Here is a 13,987-nt window from a genome sequence, read left to right on the forward strand (position 1 = left end):
CTGTTGGGTATTAGCTGGTCAAGGATGGCGATCATACCTCAGAAGCCGCGCCACGCCTCGCTCATATGAGGGGATGGTTAAGATCAGCACCATGTTGGCGATCACCACGTGGTGCATCAGCCAGGCACAGAAAAACACCATGGCCACCGAGCCCGCTATCACCAGCAGCAGCTTGCTGTAACTGAGCGGCAGGTGATCCGGCTCGGAGCCGATATCCTTGACCATATTGCGGCAGGCAAAGAAGGTGAGCAGCGCAATAATCAGCCCGACCCCGCACAGGTTATACGTCACGGTATAGCCGTAGTGATCGGCAATCACTGGCGCAAGCGAGAGGGAAATAAGGGAGCCGATATTGATCGACATATAGAACAGGGTAAAAGCCCCATCCAGCCGCGGATCTTTTGGCTGGTAGCATTTTGACAGCAGGCTGGCCGGATTGGCCTTGAACAGGCAGTTACCGACTGCGATAGTGCCCAGCGCGTAGAAGATCAGGTCGGGATTATAGATAGAGAGACCGGTCATGAAGTAACCGATCACCAACACGATAGCCCCGAGCACCATGGTGCGCTTGGTGCCGAGCACATGGTCGCCGACATAGCCACCGACCGAGATCAGGCCATATACCAGCGCCGAGAAGGCACCGAAGGTAATAAAGGATTGCTCTTGGGAAAATCCCAGTTGTTGCACGAAGAAGACCGCCAGGATCCCCTGCACGCCGTAATAACCGAAGCGCTCCCAGAGCTCGACGAAAAAGATCATGAAGAAGGGTTTGGGTTGTTGTAACAACCCCGTGGGTGCTGTTGCTGGACGCATATTAACCTGCCTTTATTGAGGTTTATTTTTTATTAATCTGGTGGCGGCTGCTTCACTATTTTCTGATCCCTCATTGCTATAAAGGGGACACCGTCAGCCTGCCAATCTGGATATTTTCGGGTGCACGCGCCCCGTTCGATGAAAGATATTTTTCATCTAACCGGTGCAATCACGGGTTATCGGGGGATGGGTGAATGGCGTCGCCCTGTGCCGTTACGGGCTCCAGGCTTCACCTTTGCTGCATCCCTTCACTCAAGCCGGTTCATCAACCTCGATGCTTACTCTCCTCTGGTCCGGCGCACACGACGGGTAGCCGGATAGCCGGGGCATGGCACAACCGCAACCACTGGCGACCGTTGAGGCTGGCTCACTCACCCGCTCTGCGGAGGATCACCTCATGCGGGTTATGTTTAACCCCACCATATCGAAGGTTGCCATGCTATATCACTGGAAATACAGGAACTTAATGGTTGATCACACTTTAAAATCATCAATTAGTGAAGTTTTCTAATGAAACTACATGAATTTTTTTCGTGCAAAGAGCTTCACACGAGACGTGCAGTCAGTGCCCATTTGTGTATATGCGGCGCTGAATGGAACGCTTTCTGGATCAATGAGGTTCACGCTCGACCTATCACGCCACTACGCAACAAAAAAAGCCGGAGCATCTTGCCCCGGCTCCCATTATTGACTGCCCACGGGCATCGACTCCCGGTGATAGAGCCGTCGTATCTCATTGAGCAGCCACAACACCTTGGCGTCCTGATTGTGACGCTTATGCCACAGCAGGATAAAGGTGAGCTCCAACTGCTGATAAAGCGCTTCAGACAGGGGCAGTGGCCTGGTGATCAGATTGGGATGATATTTCGCTGCATGTCCGGCGCAATAAGAGGGGGCGACCGCGATCAGATTGTTGTCAGGCTGGGATGCGATGTGCAATGACTGCTCAAAGCTGGAGACCATGACCGGGACTTTACGGATCAGTCCCTCATCCTCCAGCAGCAGATCCAGCCCCCAGGTCTCCTTGACCTCCAGCACCACGCTGCTATGAGGGCAATTGAGAAAATTCTCCATTGACCACTCCTGCTGAAGCTGGGGGTGATCCTTGCGCAGGAAGACCACAGGCCGATCGCAAAACAACACTTCATGATCGATGTAATAGGGCAGATTGCTGAGCTTGAGCTGAGAACGGCTATAACTCTCGCGGACACAGACCCCCAGATCCGCATCACCGTTGACAACGTCATTGAGGGAGTTGCGGTTCCATCCCAGCATTTTGACCACAGAGTTGGGGTACTTCTCATGGATGGCCATCGGCAAATCACTGAGCAAGCTGTTGTAGAACGGGGATTGCATCACCAGACTGAAACGGGCGCCATCGGGGATGGCCTCGCTATTGAGTGACGCGATCCGTTCGGTAAGGGGAAACCAGAGTTTCAGCTCTTCTTCGAGGGCAAAGGCCAGATTAGTGGGCTGCAACTCTTTGCGTCCCCGCACAAACAGCGGATCGCCAAACCAGACCCGTAATTTGGCAAGCGACTTGCTCACAGTGGAAGGCGTGACACCGAGCAGCGTAGCCGCACCCGTGGCACTACGTTCAGCCATCAGATATTTGAACACCACCAGCAGGTTCAAATCGAGTTCACTCAGTGTTCGCATACAACCTCTTGCAACTTGCGTGCTCTGGGGGGCCATTCCACAACAGATACGGCCCATTATCTGGCTGAGAAGAAGCATTCACTTATCTCTGCCAAAAAAGGGAATGGGTAGTCCCCCCAGTTGGTCCTATTTGCATTCTGTTAAATATGAATATTAACAGAAAAGACTACTGGCAACTAATGCAAAGCGTCACTGATGGAACTTGGATAGCTCAGACTGATAGAAAAGATATTATCTGTTCAATATAACTTCAATGGTAAGCCACATGAGGTAACACGGTACCTCATGTGGCTCAAATTACAGAAATAAATTATTTATCTGCTAGTTTGAAGATTACGCCATTGAGTTCAGGGAATCCGATAACTAAATTTTCGATATTTTTTTCATCTTTAAATTCGGCCACATACGCAATAGCTGTACCTTTTACTTTAGCTAAACCCTCTGTGTTTTTGTAATCAGCCTGACTCCAACCCGCATCATCATCTATAGCAAACTTGCATTTTTCAAATCCAGTAAAGGTCAGTTTGCTTAATGGCTTGCTGGTATCCACATCACCTTTACCAACTACAGTGCACCCAGCCGATGGCAACTCCATACCAACTGTTAACTTACCACTATTATTGGTAACATCGATGTTTCCCAACATTTCTGTTGCCAGCCCTGATTTTATTTTCCAATTATTAGTCCTGATATTAGTCCCGATTGTGGCACGCTGAGGCGGAATAATTGCCACATAACCACTCCAATTATTGTAGACAGAAATACCCGTACTGGAGAAATCAAATGCAGAATATCTGGTTGCGATACCATCCACATTAATCACAGGCCAACTTTTAAATAACACTTTGCTAGGGGTATTACTTTGTATTTGATAAGGTGATGCTTGTAACTCAGCACCATTATCGCCCTTATCATCACGAAATTACCCGCATCTTTCTTTCTGCTAATGCGCGTCAGGTTCAACGTCGATGGCTTGTCGCTACCGGCCAGTAACTCGGCCCGACCAATCCACCAAGTGGCGAAGTCGCCATCATCAGCCAAAACATCCCAACGCAACTCGTGTTCACCACGGGGATAAACGATGGCAAGGCTATCAATGTTATTTATTATCTTCTGAATATGACCTTGAGTAAGCAGCGCGGTCTGATAAATACCCGGCTGTGGTAAAGTGATACCTTGTTTAATGATATTCTCCTGAGAAGATTCAGCAGAAATATGAGGAACAGGTGCAACCTTGGTTTCTATAGTTGATTTATGATCATCTGAGCCACCACAGCCAGACAGGGTGGCCATACAAGCCCCCAACAATACCCATTTATGACTATCCATCATCAGAAAATTTCTCACTATTATTTTTTGGAACAATAAATTCTGGCTTCCCGTGGGGTATAAATACCGTAGGTGATTCCGCTAGCCAAAGAGTCAAGCCAAGATTGCTTGGTTTCAATCCGAACAATATTTTCAGCACCATGACAAATAGCCGCGGCGTCTATAGGCTCGCTCAGGCCAATATCAATATCTGAAAAGAAGAAGTGGCTAGTGACATCTGTCGAATTGACACTATTTTCGTTACCAAGTATAAATGCCTGTGAGGCATTGACATCAATAACCTGTTTGGCACAACTACAGTTAACAACCGTCAAGCAGACGATAATGATCGTTTTGTAATTAACCATTTAAACTACCTTGCTGGTGCTGCCAATGATATCATCAAATTTTGACTGCCAGATATGGCACCGCCAATATTGGGATGGCAGTGTCACGACCGTAAAAATTAAAAATGATATATGTGATGAGGTTTTTTGATCAGCATCATCTGCCACACTTCCCGTGTTAACGCAGAGCAATGATGTTTGTTCAAGCCAATTTTAATGTACGACCTCTTGCATCCCCCTCAATAGGGATTGAATGCAAGTTAGCCTTTCTTGTTATGAATCGCAGTATCTAACGGCCCCATGCTGGCGTCTACAGCAAAAGCAGAAGTCAGAACATTCCATTTCAGAAAGAATGTTGCGACATTGTTTGGCGAAAAAACAGGCAACTAAATAATCCATCGCCATCATCACCGCCGGTTAAATAATCAATAACAAGCCGAAACAGCTGGCTCCGGCTAATCAATGGGCATCGTCACGGCCACATTAGCGTGGCAATTCGTCGTTATAGAGTCGCCGGATCTCGTTACGCAGCCACATCACCTTGGCATCCTGATTGTGCCGTTTGTGCCACAACAGGATGAAGGCGATCTCCAGCTGGGCATAGAGCTTCTCCGGCAGCGGCAGCGGCATGGCGATCAGATTGCCGTGATGCCGACTGGCATAACCACCACAGTAGGAGGGGGCCACCGCGATCAGCTCGTGGCTCGACTGGGAGGCAATATGCAGCGCTTGCTCGAAACTGGCGACCATGATGGGCACCTCCCGCTTCAGCCCCTCATCCTCCAGCAGACTGTCGAGGGCCCAGGTATCGTTCGCTTCCCACACCATGCTGATCTGGGGACAGGCCAGAAAGTTCTCCAGCGACCACTTCTGCTCAAGCAGCGGGTGATCCTTGCGCAGAAAAACCACCGGACGGTCGGTAAACAGCACCTCGTGATCGATGTAATAAGGCAAGCGGTTGACCTTGGCCCGGGAGCGGCCATGGGTTTCGCGGGCGCAGAAGCCGAGATCCGCATCACCATTGACGATGTCGTTGAGGGAGTGGTGATCCCACCCCAGCATCCTGACCACCGATTTCGGGTACTTCTCATAGATGGTCATGGGCAGATCGCTCAGGAAGCTGATGTAGAAGGGGGACTCCATCACCAGCGTGAAGCGGGCACCGTCGGGGATCGCATCGCTATTGAGCGAGGTGATGCTGTCGGTGAGCTGGAACCAGACCTTCAGCTCCTCCTCCAGGGTCAGGGAGAGGTTGGTCGGCTGCAACCCCTGCCGCACCCGCACAAACAGGGGATCGTCAAACCACTCCCGCAACTTGGCCAGAGACTTGCTCACCGCCGACGGGGTGACGCAGAGCTTTTTGGCCGCCCCTGCCACACTGCGCTCCTGCATCAGGTACTTGAAGACCACCAGCAGGTTCAAATCGAGTTCACCCAGGTTGCGCATATCCCCTCTCATCTTCCATCAGCCCTGCGACCGCGCTTCACGGACCGCGAGCCATGGTACCAGCCCTTTGACAGCCAGGTAACTGAGCATTGCCAGCAGCAGGGCATAGATCAGCATCTCGGACGGAGTAAAGCCGAGCCGGCCAAGCAACCAGATATAGAGGCCGGAGAGGCTGATCTGCATGATGCAGAGCACGGCGCTGGCAAAGGCCACGTTATGCTGGCAACCATCGAGCGCCTCTCCCATCGCTACCCCGAAGCCACAGGAGAAGCCGACACAAACCAGCGCAAAACCCGGCAGCAAGAGATGGATATCGTCCCCAGCCTGCCAGCTGCCGAGCAGTGAGCACGCCGCCAGCAGATAGGCGAGATGAGACACCGCCAGCACCTTCTGTTTGCCCAAACGGCGCAACAGCAGGGGGGTCAGGAAAGACGTGGACATACTCACCCCGGCCATCACCATCATCACGATGGAGTACTGTTCGGTCGTGAAGCCAAACTCCTTCATCAGGATCAGCGGCGAGACGCTGACATAGACCAGAATGGCGGTCACGCTGGCACTGGTCAGCAGGGAGAGCAACATAAAGCGCGGCGAGCGCAGCAGGGCAAAGGGCAGCGCCGCGCCACTCCCCGGTTGCCGGGCCGGACGGGTCTCCTTGAGCAGCAGCAGGTTGACCAGACCGCTGACGGCCGCCACCAGCGCCATCGCCACGAAGATCCCGCGCCAGTCAAAATGGGACAGGATGAGATAACCGAGCACCGGCGCTAGCACCGGGATCACGCAGATCACCCCGTTGATCATCGAGAGCGCCATCGCCAGCCGCTCCTGACTCAGTACATCCCGCAGCACGGTAAAAGTCATGATATAGAGCGCCCCCGCCCCGACCCCCTGCCAGAAACGGCCGAGGTAGAACTGGGAGATCCCTTCGGCATGACCCGCCACCAGCGAGGCGACGACAAAAATCAGCGCCCCCCCGAGCACCACCCAGCGCCGCCCGTAGCGATCGGCAATCATTCCCCCCAGCAACACGGTCGCCGCCATGCCGAACAGATAGATGGAGAAGGCGGTGTGGATCTGCGCCTCGCTCGCCTGCAGGGTATCGGCAATCTGGGGCACTGCCACCAGATAGAGATCGATCCCGACCGGATAGAGGATGATCATCAGAAAACTGCACAACAGGAATACAGGCATGGATGCTCCATAGCAGATTGACCCGCCAGCCCCGCCGGAAAGCAGCAACAGGCGAAGAGTGGGCAGGGCCAAGGTGGTAACGAACGTAATGAACATGACATCGGACAGGGCCGCAATGGGGGGAACTATATGGTGGGCCCTCTCCTGCACCTAGTGAAGAGATGGCGATCGGTACATTCCAATCAGGAAATTTTGTTCCTATCATCGAGCCATTTAGGAAGCAAAACCCACCACAGCACGATTGCCGGAGACGAGCATCCCCGCATGACGCCGGGGTTGCCCCGGCGTCACTGTCAAATTTGGACGCCCTGAACTCGGCCGATCACTCAGCCAACTGACTCAGGATGGCGTGAGCCGCCTTCACCCTGGCCTCGATGGGATAGTTGCGATTGGCCAGCATGACGATGGCGATCCCTCTGGCGGGCACAAACGCCACATAGGCGCCAAAGCCGCCAGTCGAGCCCGTCTTGTTATAGAGCCGCTGCTCGCCCATCGCTTTGGGCACCGCAAAGCGCGTAACCGGATTGGCCTGGAAGCTCACCGCTGGTGAATTGCCCGCCAGCAATGTCTGCTCGGTCACCGGATAGGCGTAACTCTCCCATCCTAATCCCTGGGTCATTTCTCCCACCGAGTAGAAACCGGTGTGGGTCAGCGCGATCGCACTTTTTACCGCGGCATCTCCCTGATACCCCATATTGGCCTCGACAAACTTCAGCAGATCCGCCGAGCCGGTCTTGATCCCGTAAGCCTCGGCCGCCAGCACGCCCGGAGTGACCCGGACGGGCTTCTCTTCCTTCGAGTAGCCGTAGGCATAGTTCGCCATGGCCGACTCCGGCACCTGGATATAGGTGTGGTGCAAACCCAGCTTGGGCAGCAGGGTCTGGCTCATCAGTTGCTCAAATGGCTGGCCCAGACTATTTGCGGCCAGGTGACCAAACAGGCCTATGCTGGGGTTGGAATACTGGCGATGGGTCCCCGCCGGATAAACCGGTGACCAGCTCCGATAGTAAGTGCGCATCTTGTCATTCGAATCTACCTCATCGGGGAACTGCAACGGCAAACCACCCGCACTGTAGGTGGCAATCTCGGCCATGGTCACACCATCAAAGGTGGAACCTTTGAGCCAGGGGGCGTGCTGGCTCACCTTGTCATCCAGCTCAACCCCCCCTTGACCGCGGCATAGGCGCCAAGGGTCGCGGTCAGGGTCTTGCTGACCGAACCGATCTCGAACAGGGTCTGCTCATTGACCCGCTGGCCAATCTCCCGGTTGGCAACCCCATAGTTGAAATAGTGGGCCTTGCCATCTTTCAGTACGGCGACCGCCATCCCCGGGATCCGATACTCCTTGAGCATCGGCTGGATAATGCCGTCCACTGTGGCGGTCAGCGGGGCCTCCTCGCTGGCATAAGTACAAGGGGCTAGCAGCAGGCTACCTAGCGTCAGTAGCGCGAACGCACATAGTTGTTGCATATGATTATTCTCGTGGTGAATGAAATTGGCATTAGCATAAACAAGATGTATGTGCCCACGATGGGCCGGTGTGAAGTCTCGGTGAAGTCACAGGGACATGGCCGAGGCTGCATCACTTATGGCTCGATGAGCCCTCCCTCTGCTCGCTGGCGTATAAGCTGTAGGTGCCAAAGAGCCAGAAAGAGAAATGGAGGTGCAAGTGAGATCACAAGAGCACATCACGGCGGTGCTGGCGACACTGGAGCGAGTCATTCTGGGCAAGCCGCTACAGCTGAAAATCGCGCTGGTGACGCTGCTGGCACGCGGTCATCTGCTGATCGAGGATCTGCCCGGCATGGGCAAGACTACCCTGGCCCACGCGCTGGCGCAGGTGCTGGGGCTGGCATGCCGGCGGATGCAGTTCACCGCCGATCTGCTGCCTGCCGACCTGCTGGGGCTGCAGATCTTTGACCCCCAGCAGCAAACATTTCGCTTTCACCCCGGCCCCATCTTCACCCAGGTGCTGCTGGCGGACGAGATCAACCGCGCCAGCCCCAAGGTGCAGAGCGCCCTGCTGGAGGCGATGGCCGAGGGCAAGGTGAGCATCGAGGGCCACACCCATCCCCTCCCCGATCCGTTTTTCGTCATCGCCACCCAGAACCCGGCGGATCAGGCGGGCACCTATCCGCTGCCGGAGTCCCAGCTCGATCGCTTCGCCGTACGACTCTCTCTCGGTTTTCCGCCGCGAGTGGCGGAGCGCCAGCTGCTGCGGAGCCACCAGCCGAGTGGTCCGTTGCCCGCCATGCTGGATGCTGCCGAGCTGGCAGCCTTGCAAAACGAAGGGGATGCCATCCATGTTTCCGATGCCACCCTCGACTACCTGCTGGCGCTGGTGCACCAGAGCCGCTTTGATGGGGATCTGCCACAGCCCCTCTCCCCCCGGGCGGCCCAGACCTTGCTGGCGGTGAGTCGGGCCTGGGCGCTGGTAGCCGGGCGGCGCTTCGTCACGGTGGAGGATGTGCAGGCGGTCTTCCCCTATGTGGCCGAGCATCGGCTGCGGGGCAGCTTCGGCGTGCAACACGGCGAGGCCAGCCCCCTGAGCCAGCGGCTGCTGGCCAGGGTCGATCCGGACAACCCCTGATGAGCACCTTGTTCACCCGCTGGCGGCAAAGGAGAGAAAACTGGCAACGACGCTGGCTCGATCGCCGCATTCCCCCGGCCCGCCAGATCACGCTAGGGACTCACAGCCTCTTTATCCTCCCCACCCGCATGGGGCTGCTCTATCTGCTGGTGCTACTCGCCATCTATCTGCTCGGCACCAACTACCAGAACAATCTGGTGTTGCTGGTGGCCTACTGTCTCGGCAGTCTGTTTATGGCCGCCATGTGGCTCACCCATCGCAACCTGTTGGGGCTGGAGCTGCTGGGGGGCCCGCTGGTGCTGGGGGAAGCGGGTAGCCAGCTTCCTATGCGTATCTTGGTGCACAGCCGGCGCCCGGTGCTGGCGCTCCGTTTTAGCCTCAACGAAGGGACCCTCTGGCTGGCACAGGCCGACGCTGTGCCCCGCACCTTGATCCTGCCGGTATCGGGCTCGCGCCGTGGCCCACTGCCCCTTGGCCAATTGCGTGTCGAGAGCCGCTACCCTCTCGGCCTGTTTCGCTGCTGGTCACTGCTGGATCTGCAGCTGGAGGGCTGGCTCGCCCCCAAACCGGCGTTCGGGGCGCTAAGAGGGGAACATGCGACCGAAAGCGAGGGTCATCAGGGCCAGCCCGCTCCGGCCCCCCTCGGTGACTTTGATACCCTGCGGACACACCAAACCGGTGAGCCCCTGAGCCGGGTCGCCTGGAAGCAGCTTGCTCAGGGGCGCGGCCTGCTGACCAAGCAGTTCCATGAACCGCTGCAGGATGATACTCACCTCACCTTGCAGCGGGTCGCAGGTGGGGATCTGGAGCAGCGGCTGGCGGTGCTGGCCTGGTGGTGCGCCGATTACGGCAAGCGGGGTATCCCCTTCACCCTGACGCTGGCAAACCAGACGCTGGGGCCTGATAGCGGCGCCGCCTTTGTGCAGCGCTGCCTGCTGGCACTGGCCCGATTCGATGCGACACCACCGAAGAGCACACGGGATGCAGCTCGATAACCGCCGCCTGCTGCCACTCATCGCCCTGCAACAGCTGCTGCTGGTCGCAGCGCTCTGGCCCCAGTTGCAGCTCTGGGTGGTGACAGTAAGCGCCGCTACCCTCTGCGTCCGGGCCATGATGCTGTGGCGCGGCTGGCCGCCCATTCCGGCGCGCTGGTTAGCACTGCTGGCCATCACTACCTTAGTGTTGCTGGGGCTGCAGTGGCGCACATTGGGCACCCTGCCTGCCCTGATCAATCTACTCTGGCTCAGCTATAGCCTGAAGATGATCGAGGTCCGGCGCGAACGGGATATCGAGCTGGTGCTGCTGCTCGCCTTCTTTCTGATTGCGCTAGCGCTGGTGCAGCGGCAAAGTATCGGCTGGACGGCCGGGATGGCGGTGGCACTCTGGCTGGCGGTGACCGCGCTGGTCGCCGCCATCGCCCCCGAGCAGAAACGGCCTTGGCGCAGCGCGGGTGGCGCCCTGCTGCTGGCGCTTCCCCTGCTTATCACTCTATTTTTGCTGCTGCCAAGGCTCCCGCCCCTCTGGCAGATGCCCACCACCAGCCGCGCCCTGTCGGGGCTCTCGGAAGAGCTGGCCCCCGGCGATATCAGCGAACTGGTCAACTCCTCCGAACTGGCGTTTCGCGTCACCTTTGCCGATGGCCCCCCCCCGGCACGCGAGCGTTACTTTCCGGTGATGCGGCAGGAGATTTTCGATGGCCAGCGCTGGCTGCTGAGCCCCGAGATCAAGGCGTGGCAGCGGACGGTGCCGGTGCAAACCGGGCTCACGCTTCTGGCGTCATCTTCACAGACCAACAATCAACTGACAGATAGTCCGTTACCCGCCGGAAGCTACGAGGTGATCGCCGAGCCCCAGCGCCACCGCTGGGCCTTTGCTCTGAGTGAACCGCGCCTGCTGGCAGGTCCTGTGTTGCTTACCCCTCTCGACACCCTCTATCGTCAGGGAAGCGGCGAGGTGGCGATCCGCTATCGCATTGGCCGCGGCAAAGCACAGATCGAGGCTGATAGCCAAGCCGCCCAGCGCAACCTGCAACTGCCAGCCGGAGGCAACCCGAGAGCGCGCGCCCATGGACAAGCGCTGGCTGCGCGCTATCCGGATCGCGCAGCGCTGGTCGCCGCCCTGCTCGCGCAGTTTCGCAGCCAATCCTATTACTACACCCTGACCCCGCCACGGCTTGGCAGTGACGGGGTGGATGAGTTCCTGTTCGATACCCAGCGCGGCTTTTGCGGCCACTACGCCATGGCGACTGCCTTCGTGCTGCGCGCGGCCGGTATTCCGGCACGGCTGGTCACCGGTTATCTCGGCGGCGAGTGGAATCCCAGAGGCAACTATCTGGCGGTACACCAGTTCGATGCCCACGCCTGGGTGGAGTATCTCGATGAAGGGGGATCATGGCGGCGAGTCGACCCCACTGCCGCGGTGGCGCCGGAGCGCATTGAAGGCGGCGTAACAGAGGCCCTGAACGACGAGTTTACCGCCGCCGACCCGCTCGCTTTGCAGCGTTATCGCAACTGGGCCCTGCTCAATCAGCTGCGCTGGTGGGGCAACAATATCGACTACCAGTGGAGCCGCTGGGTGATTGGCCACGATGCGGGTCAGCTCTGGCAGCAGATCGGCCTGCGCTGGCCTGCTCTGGCGGGACATACCCCCTGGTTGATCCTCGCCAGCCTGATGCTGGTTGCACTGTTGGTGAGCCTGCCCCTGCTGTTGCCCGCCCGCCTGCCGCCAGAGCGGCGTATCTGGCAGCCCCTGCTCAAACGGGGCAAACGCAGCGGCTGCCCACCCCAGCCAGCCGAGAGCATGGGGGCATGGTGCGAGCGACTGGTGCGGCTGCGCCCCGACCTTGCCCACCCCCTGCTAAAGAGTGCGTGGCTCTATCGCCGCTGGCGTTATGCCCCCCTCAGCGACCGGCAACAAGGGCGCTGCTGGCGCCAGTTGCGACGACGTATCAGACAGCTCGTTCGGCGCTGGGATAAGCAGCCGAAGAGCACGCGATAAAAGAAGGGGGAGCCACTGGCTCCCCCCCTCAGTTTTGACTCAAGAGGTTTGACTCAAGGTCTGACTCACCGCTTGTTATTTTTTGGTCGGATTGTCCCAGATCCCCTCTTCCAGCTGGGAGCGGATCTCGGGGTACTTGTTGGCATCGAAGGTGGGCACCTTGCCCAACCGGAGCTGGTCGTTGTAATCCTTGGCCAGCTTGATGGCAACGCTGGAGAGCAGCAGGATCGCCACCAGGTTGACGATGGCCATCAGCCCCATGGAGACATCCGCCATCGCCCACACAATCGGCAACTCACCCACGGCACCGAACATCACCATCCCCAGCACGAACACCCGGAACAGCATCAGACCGCCCTTGTGGTTGTGCTCGAGGAACACCAGATTGGTCTCGGCATAGGAGTAGTTCGCCACGATAGAGGTGAAGGCGAAGAAGAAGATGGCCGCAGCAATGAAGATGTTGCCGCCGCTGCCAATCTGGGAGGAGAGCGCCCGCTGGGTCAGCTCGACACCGGTCACGCCGGAGCCCGGCTCAAACTGACCGGACATCAGGATGATGGCGGCGGTACAGCTGCAGATGACGATGGTGTCCATAAAGACCCCCAGCATCTGCACATAACCCTGAGAGGCCGGATGCGGCGGATAGGGAGTGGCGGTCGCCGCGGCGTTGGGCGCAGAGCCCATGCCCGCTTCGTTGGAGAAGAGACCGCGCTTGATGCCATTGATCATCGCCTGGGAGATGGCATAACCCAGCGCACCGGAACCCGCCTGTTCAATCCCGAAGGCGGACTTGATGATCAGCATGAAGACATGGGGCAGCTCGGTGATGTTCATCGCCACGATCACCAGCGCCAGCAGGATGTAAGCCAGTGCCATAAAGGGCACCACCAGCTCGGCAAAACGGGCGATGCCACGAATGCCGCCGAAGATAATCAGGCCGGAGAGCGCCACCAGCGCCAGACCGCTGACCCAGTCAGGAATGCCAAACGCCACCTTCATCGCCAGACTGATGGAGTTGGCCTGCACCGCGTTGAACACCAGACCAAATGCCAGGATCAGGCAGAGGGAGAAGAGCACCCCCATCCAGCGCATGCCGAGGCCCTTTTCCATGTAGTAGGCCGGGCCACCACGGTAGTTGCCATCCTCATCCTTGACCTTGTAGAGCTGGGCCAGGGTGCTTTCCACAAACGCCGTCGCCATACCGATAAAGGCGATCAGCCACATCCAGAAGATGGCACCCGGGCCACCCAGATAGATGGCGACGGCCACACCGGCCAGGTTGCCGGTGCCGACACGAGCGGCGAGGCTGGTACAGAGAGCCTGAAAAGAGGAGATGCCCGCGTTGTCCGATTTGCGGCTGTTTTTCAGCACGGAAAACATGTGGCCAAAGTGACGGATCTGGATAAAACCCAGTCTGAAGGTGAAGAAGATACCGACCCCGATCAGCAGGTAGATGAGCACGGCTCCCCACATCAGGTCGTTTAGCATCGCAATCAAGGTGTCCATAATTCTCTCGTTGTTATTCACATCCATGGTCAGTCTGCGCTGACCGTTTTCTGTCTGTCGTTTAATTAGCGTTTCGCTAAAGGGGCGGAATCTAGCACAGCGGGAGAGCCCGGAATAGTGATCCCGATCA

Annotated in this window: 11 protein-coding genes and 1 pseudogene; 3 read left to right on the forward strand and 9 right to left on the reverse strand. The window is 57.4% G+C overall.

Features of this window, described 5'->3' with window-relative positions; translation table 11 throughout:
• Positions 1–18: 18 nt before the first annotated feature.
• The 8 genes and pseudogenes from PG888_RS05555 to blaFOX form a co-directional block, all read right to left on the reverse strand.
• Positions 19–813, reverse strand: coding sequence for an oligopeptide:H+ symporter (locus PG888_RS05555; protein WP_269475375.1), 795 nt, complete (start codon positions 811–813; stop codon positions 19–21).
• 684 nt (positions 814–1,497) lie between these two features.
• Positions 1,498–2,472 (reverse strand): HTH-type transcriptional regulator YidZ, encoded by a 975-nt coding sequence (gene yidZ / locus PG888_RS05560; protein ID WP_270692923.1) that lies wholly within the window; start codon positions 2,470–2,472, stop codon positions 1,498–1,500.
• 310 nt (positions 2,473–2,782) lie between these two features.
• Entirely contained in the window at positions 2,783–3,295 is a 513-nt protein-coding gene (locus PG888_RS05565) for a hypothetical protein (RefSeq protein ID WP_234603359.1), read from the reverse strand.
• On the reverse strand, positions 3,292–3,804 hold the full coding sequence (locus PG888_RS05570) for a hypothetical protein (RefSeq protein WP_182939076.1): 513 nt from the start codon (positions 3,802–3,804) through the stop codon (positions 3,292–3,294). Before PG888_RS05570 ends, PG888_RS05565 begins: the two co-directional genes overlap by 4 nt.
• Positions 3,805–3,821: 17 nt before the next feature.
• Positions 3,822–4,148 (reverse strand): Bor/Iss family lipoprotein, encoded by a 327-nt coding sequence (locus PG888_RS05575; RefSeq protein ID WP_182939075.1) that lies wholly within the window; start codon positions 4,146–4,148, stop codon positions 3,822–3,824.
• A gap of 462 nt (positions 4,149–4,610) precedes the next feature.
• Complete coding sequence (gene yidZ / locus PG888_RS05580) at positions 4,611–5,573, reverse strand: HTH-type transcriptional regulator YidZ (protein ID WP_042058466.1); 963 nt, start codon at positions 5,571–5,573, stop codon at positions 4,611–4,613.
• 18 nt (positions 5,574–5,591) lie between these two features.
• The gene (locus PG888_RS05585; RefSeq protein WP_042058464.1) at positions 5,592–6,764 is read right to left on the reverse strand and encodes an MFS transporter; all 1,173 of its coding nucleotides are present in this window, start codon (positions 6,762–6,764) and stop codon (positions 5,592–5,594) included.
• Positions 6,765–7,086: 322 nt separating this feature from the next.
• Positions 7,087–8,234 (reverse strand): annotated as a pseudogene (gene blaFOX / locus PG888_RS05590) (FOX family cephalosporin-hydrolyzing class C beta-lactamase).
• Between the two features lie 187 nt (positions 8,235–8,421).
• On the opposite strand from blaFOX, the gene PG888_RS05595 reads away from it, so the two are divergent.
• From PG888_RS05595 to PG888_RS05605, 3 genes are read left to right on the forward strand one after another with little or no spacing between them, the layout of a single operon-like run.
• On the forward strand, positions 8,422–9,354 hold the full coding sequence (locus PG888_RS05595) for an AAA family ATPase (protein WP_442866238.1): 933 nt from the start codon (positions 8,422–8,424) through the stop codon (positions 9,352–9,354).
• Entirely contained in the window at positions 9,354–10,349 is a 996-nt protein-coding gene (locus tag PG888_RS05600; RefSeq protein WP_182939073.1) for a DUF58 domain-containing protein, read from the forward strand. Before PG888_RS05595 ends, PG888_RS05600 begins: the two co-directional genes overlap by 1 nt.
• Positions 10,336–12,351 carry a transglutaminase family protein gene (locus PG888_RS05605; protein WP_182939072.1) on the forward strand — a complete coding sequence of 672 codons (2,016 nt, stop codon included), beginning with the start codon at positions 10,336–10,338 and terminating at the stop codon, positions 12,349–12,351. Before PG888_RS05600 ends, PG888_RS05605 begins: the two co-directional genes overlap by 14 nt.
• A 75-nt stretch (positions 12,352–12,426) precedes the next feature.
• Here the strand turns inward: PG888_RS05605 and PG888_RS05610 are convergent, their stop codons facing one another.
• Positions 12,427–13,857: an alanine/glycine:cation symporter family protein gene (locus PG888_RS05610; protein ID WP_042058457.1), complete on the reverse strand. Its 1,431-nt coding sequence runs from the start codon at positions 13,855–13,857 to the stop codon at positions 12,427–12,429.
• Positions 13,858–13,987: the final 130 nt, after the last annotated feature.

This window comes from Aeromonas sp. QDB23, from assembly GCF_027707745.1.
GTDB classification, from domain to species: Bacteria; Pseudomonadota; Gammaproteobacteria; order Enterobacterales; family Aeromonadaceae; genus Aeromonas; species Aeromonas allosaccharophila.

Excerpts from the sequence above, each read along its gene's own strand:
- PG888_RS05555 (WP_269475375.1), bottom strand. The coding sequence starts at position 813 with ATGCGTCCAGCAACAGCACCCACGGGGTTGTTACAACAACCCAAACCC.
- yidZ (WP_270692923.1), bottom strand. The coding sequence starts at position 2,472 with ATGCGAACACTGAGTGAACTCGATTTGAACCTGCTGGTGGTGTTCAAA.
- PG888_RS05570 (WP_182939076.1), bottom strand. The coding sequence starts at position 3,804 with ATGATGGATAGTCATAAATGGGTATTGTTGGGGGCTTGTATGGCCACC.
- PG888_RS05575 (WP_182939075.1), bottom strand. The coding sequence starts at position 4,148 with ATGGTTAATTACAAAACGATCATTATCGTCTGCTTGACGGTTGTTAAC.
- yidZ (WP_042058466.1), bottom strand. The coding sequence starts at position 5,573 with ATGCGCAACCTGGGTGAACTCGATTTGAACCTGCTGGTGGTCTTCAAG.
- PG888_RS05585 (WP_042058464.1), bottom strand. The coding sequence starts at position 6,764 with ATGCCTGTATTCCTGTTGTGCAGTTTTCTGATGATCATCCTCTATCCG.
- PG888_RS05595 (WP_442866238.1), top strand. The coding sequence starts at position 8,422 with ATGGAGGTGCAAGTGAGATCACAAGAGCACATCACGGCGGTGCTGGCG.
- PG888_RS05600 (WP_182939073.1), top strand. The coding sequence starts at position 9,354 with ATGAGCACCTTGTTCACCCGCTGGCGGCAAAGGAGAGAAAACTGGCAA.
- PG888_RS05605 (WP_182939072.1), top strand. The coding sequence starts at position 10,336 with ATGCAGCTCGATAACCGCCGCCTGCTGCCACTCATCGCCCTGCAACAG.
- PG888_RS05610 (WP_042058457.1), bottom strand. The coding sequence starts at position 13,857 with ATGGACACCTTGATTGCGATGCTAAACGACCTGATGTGGGGAGCCGTG.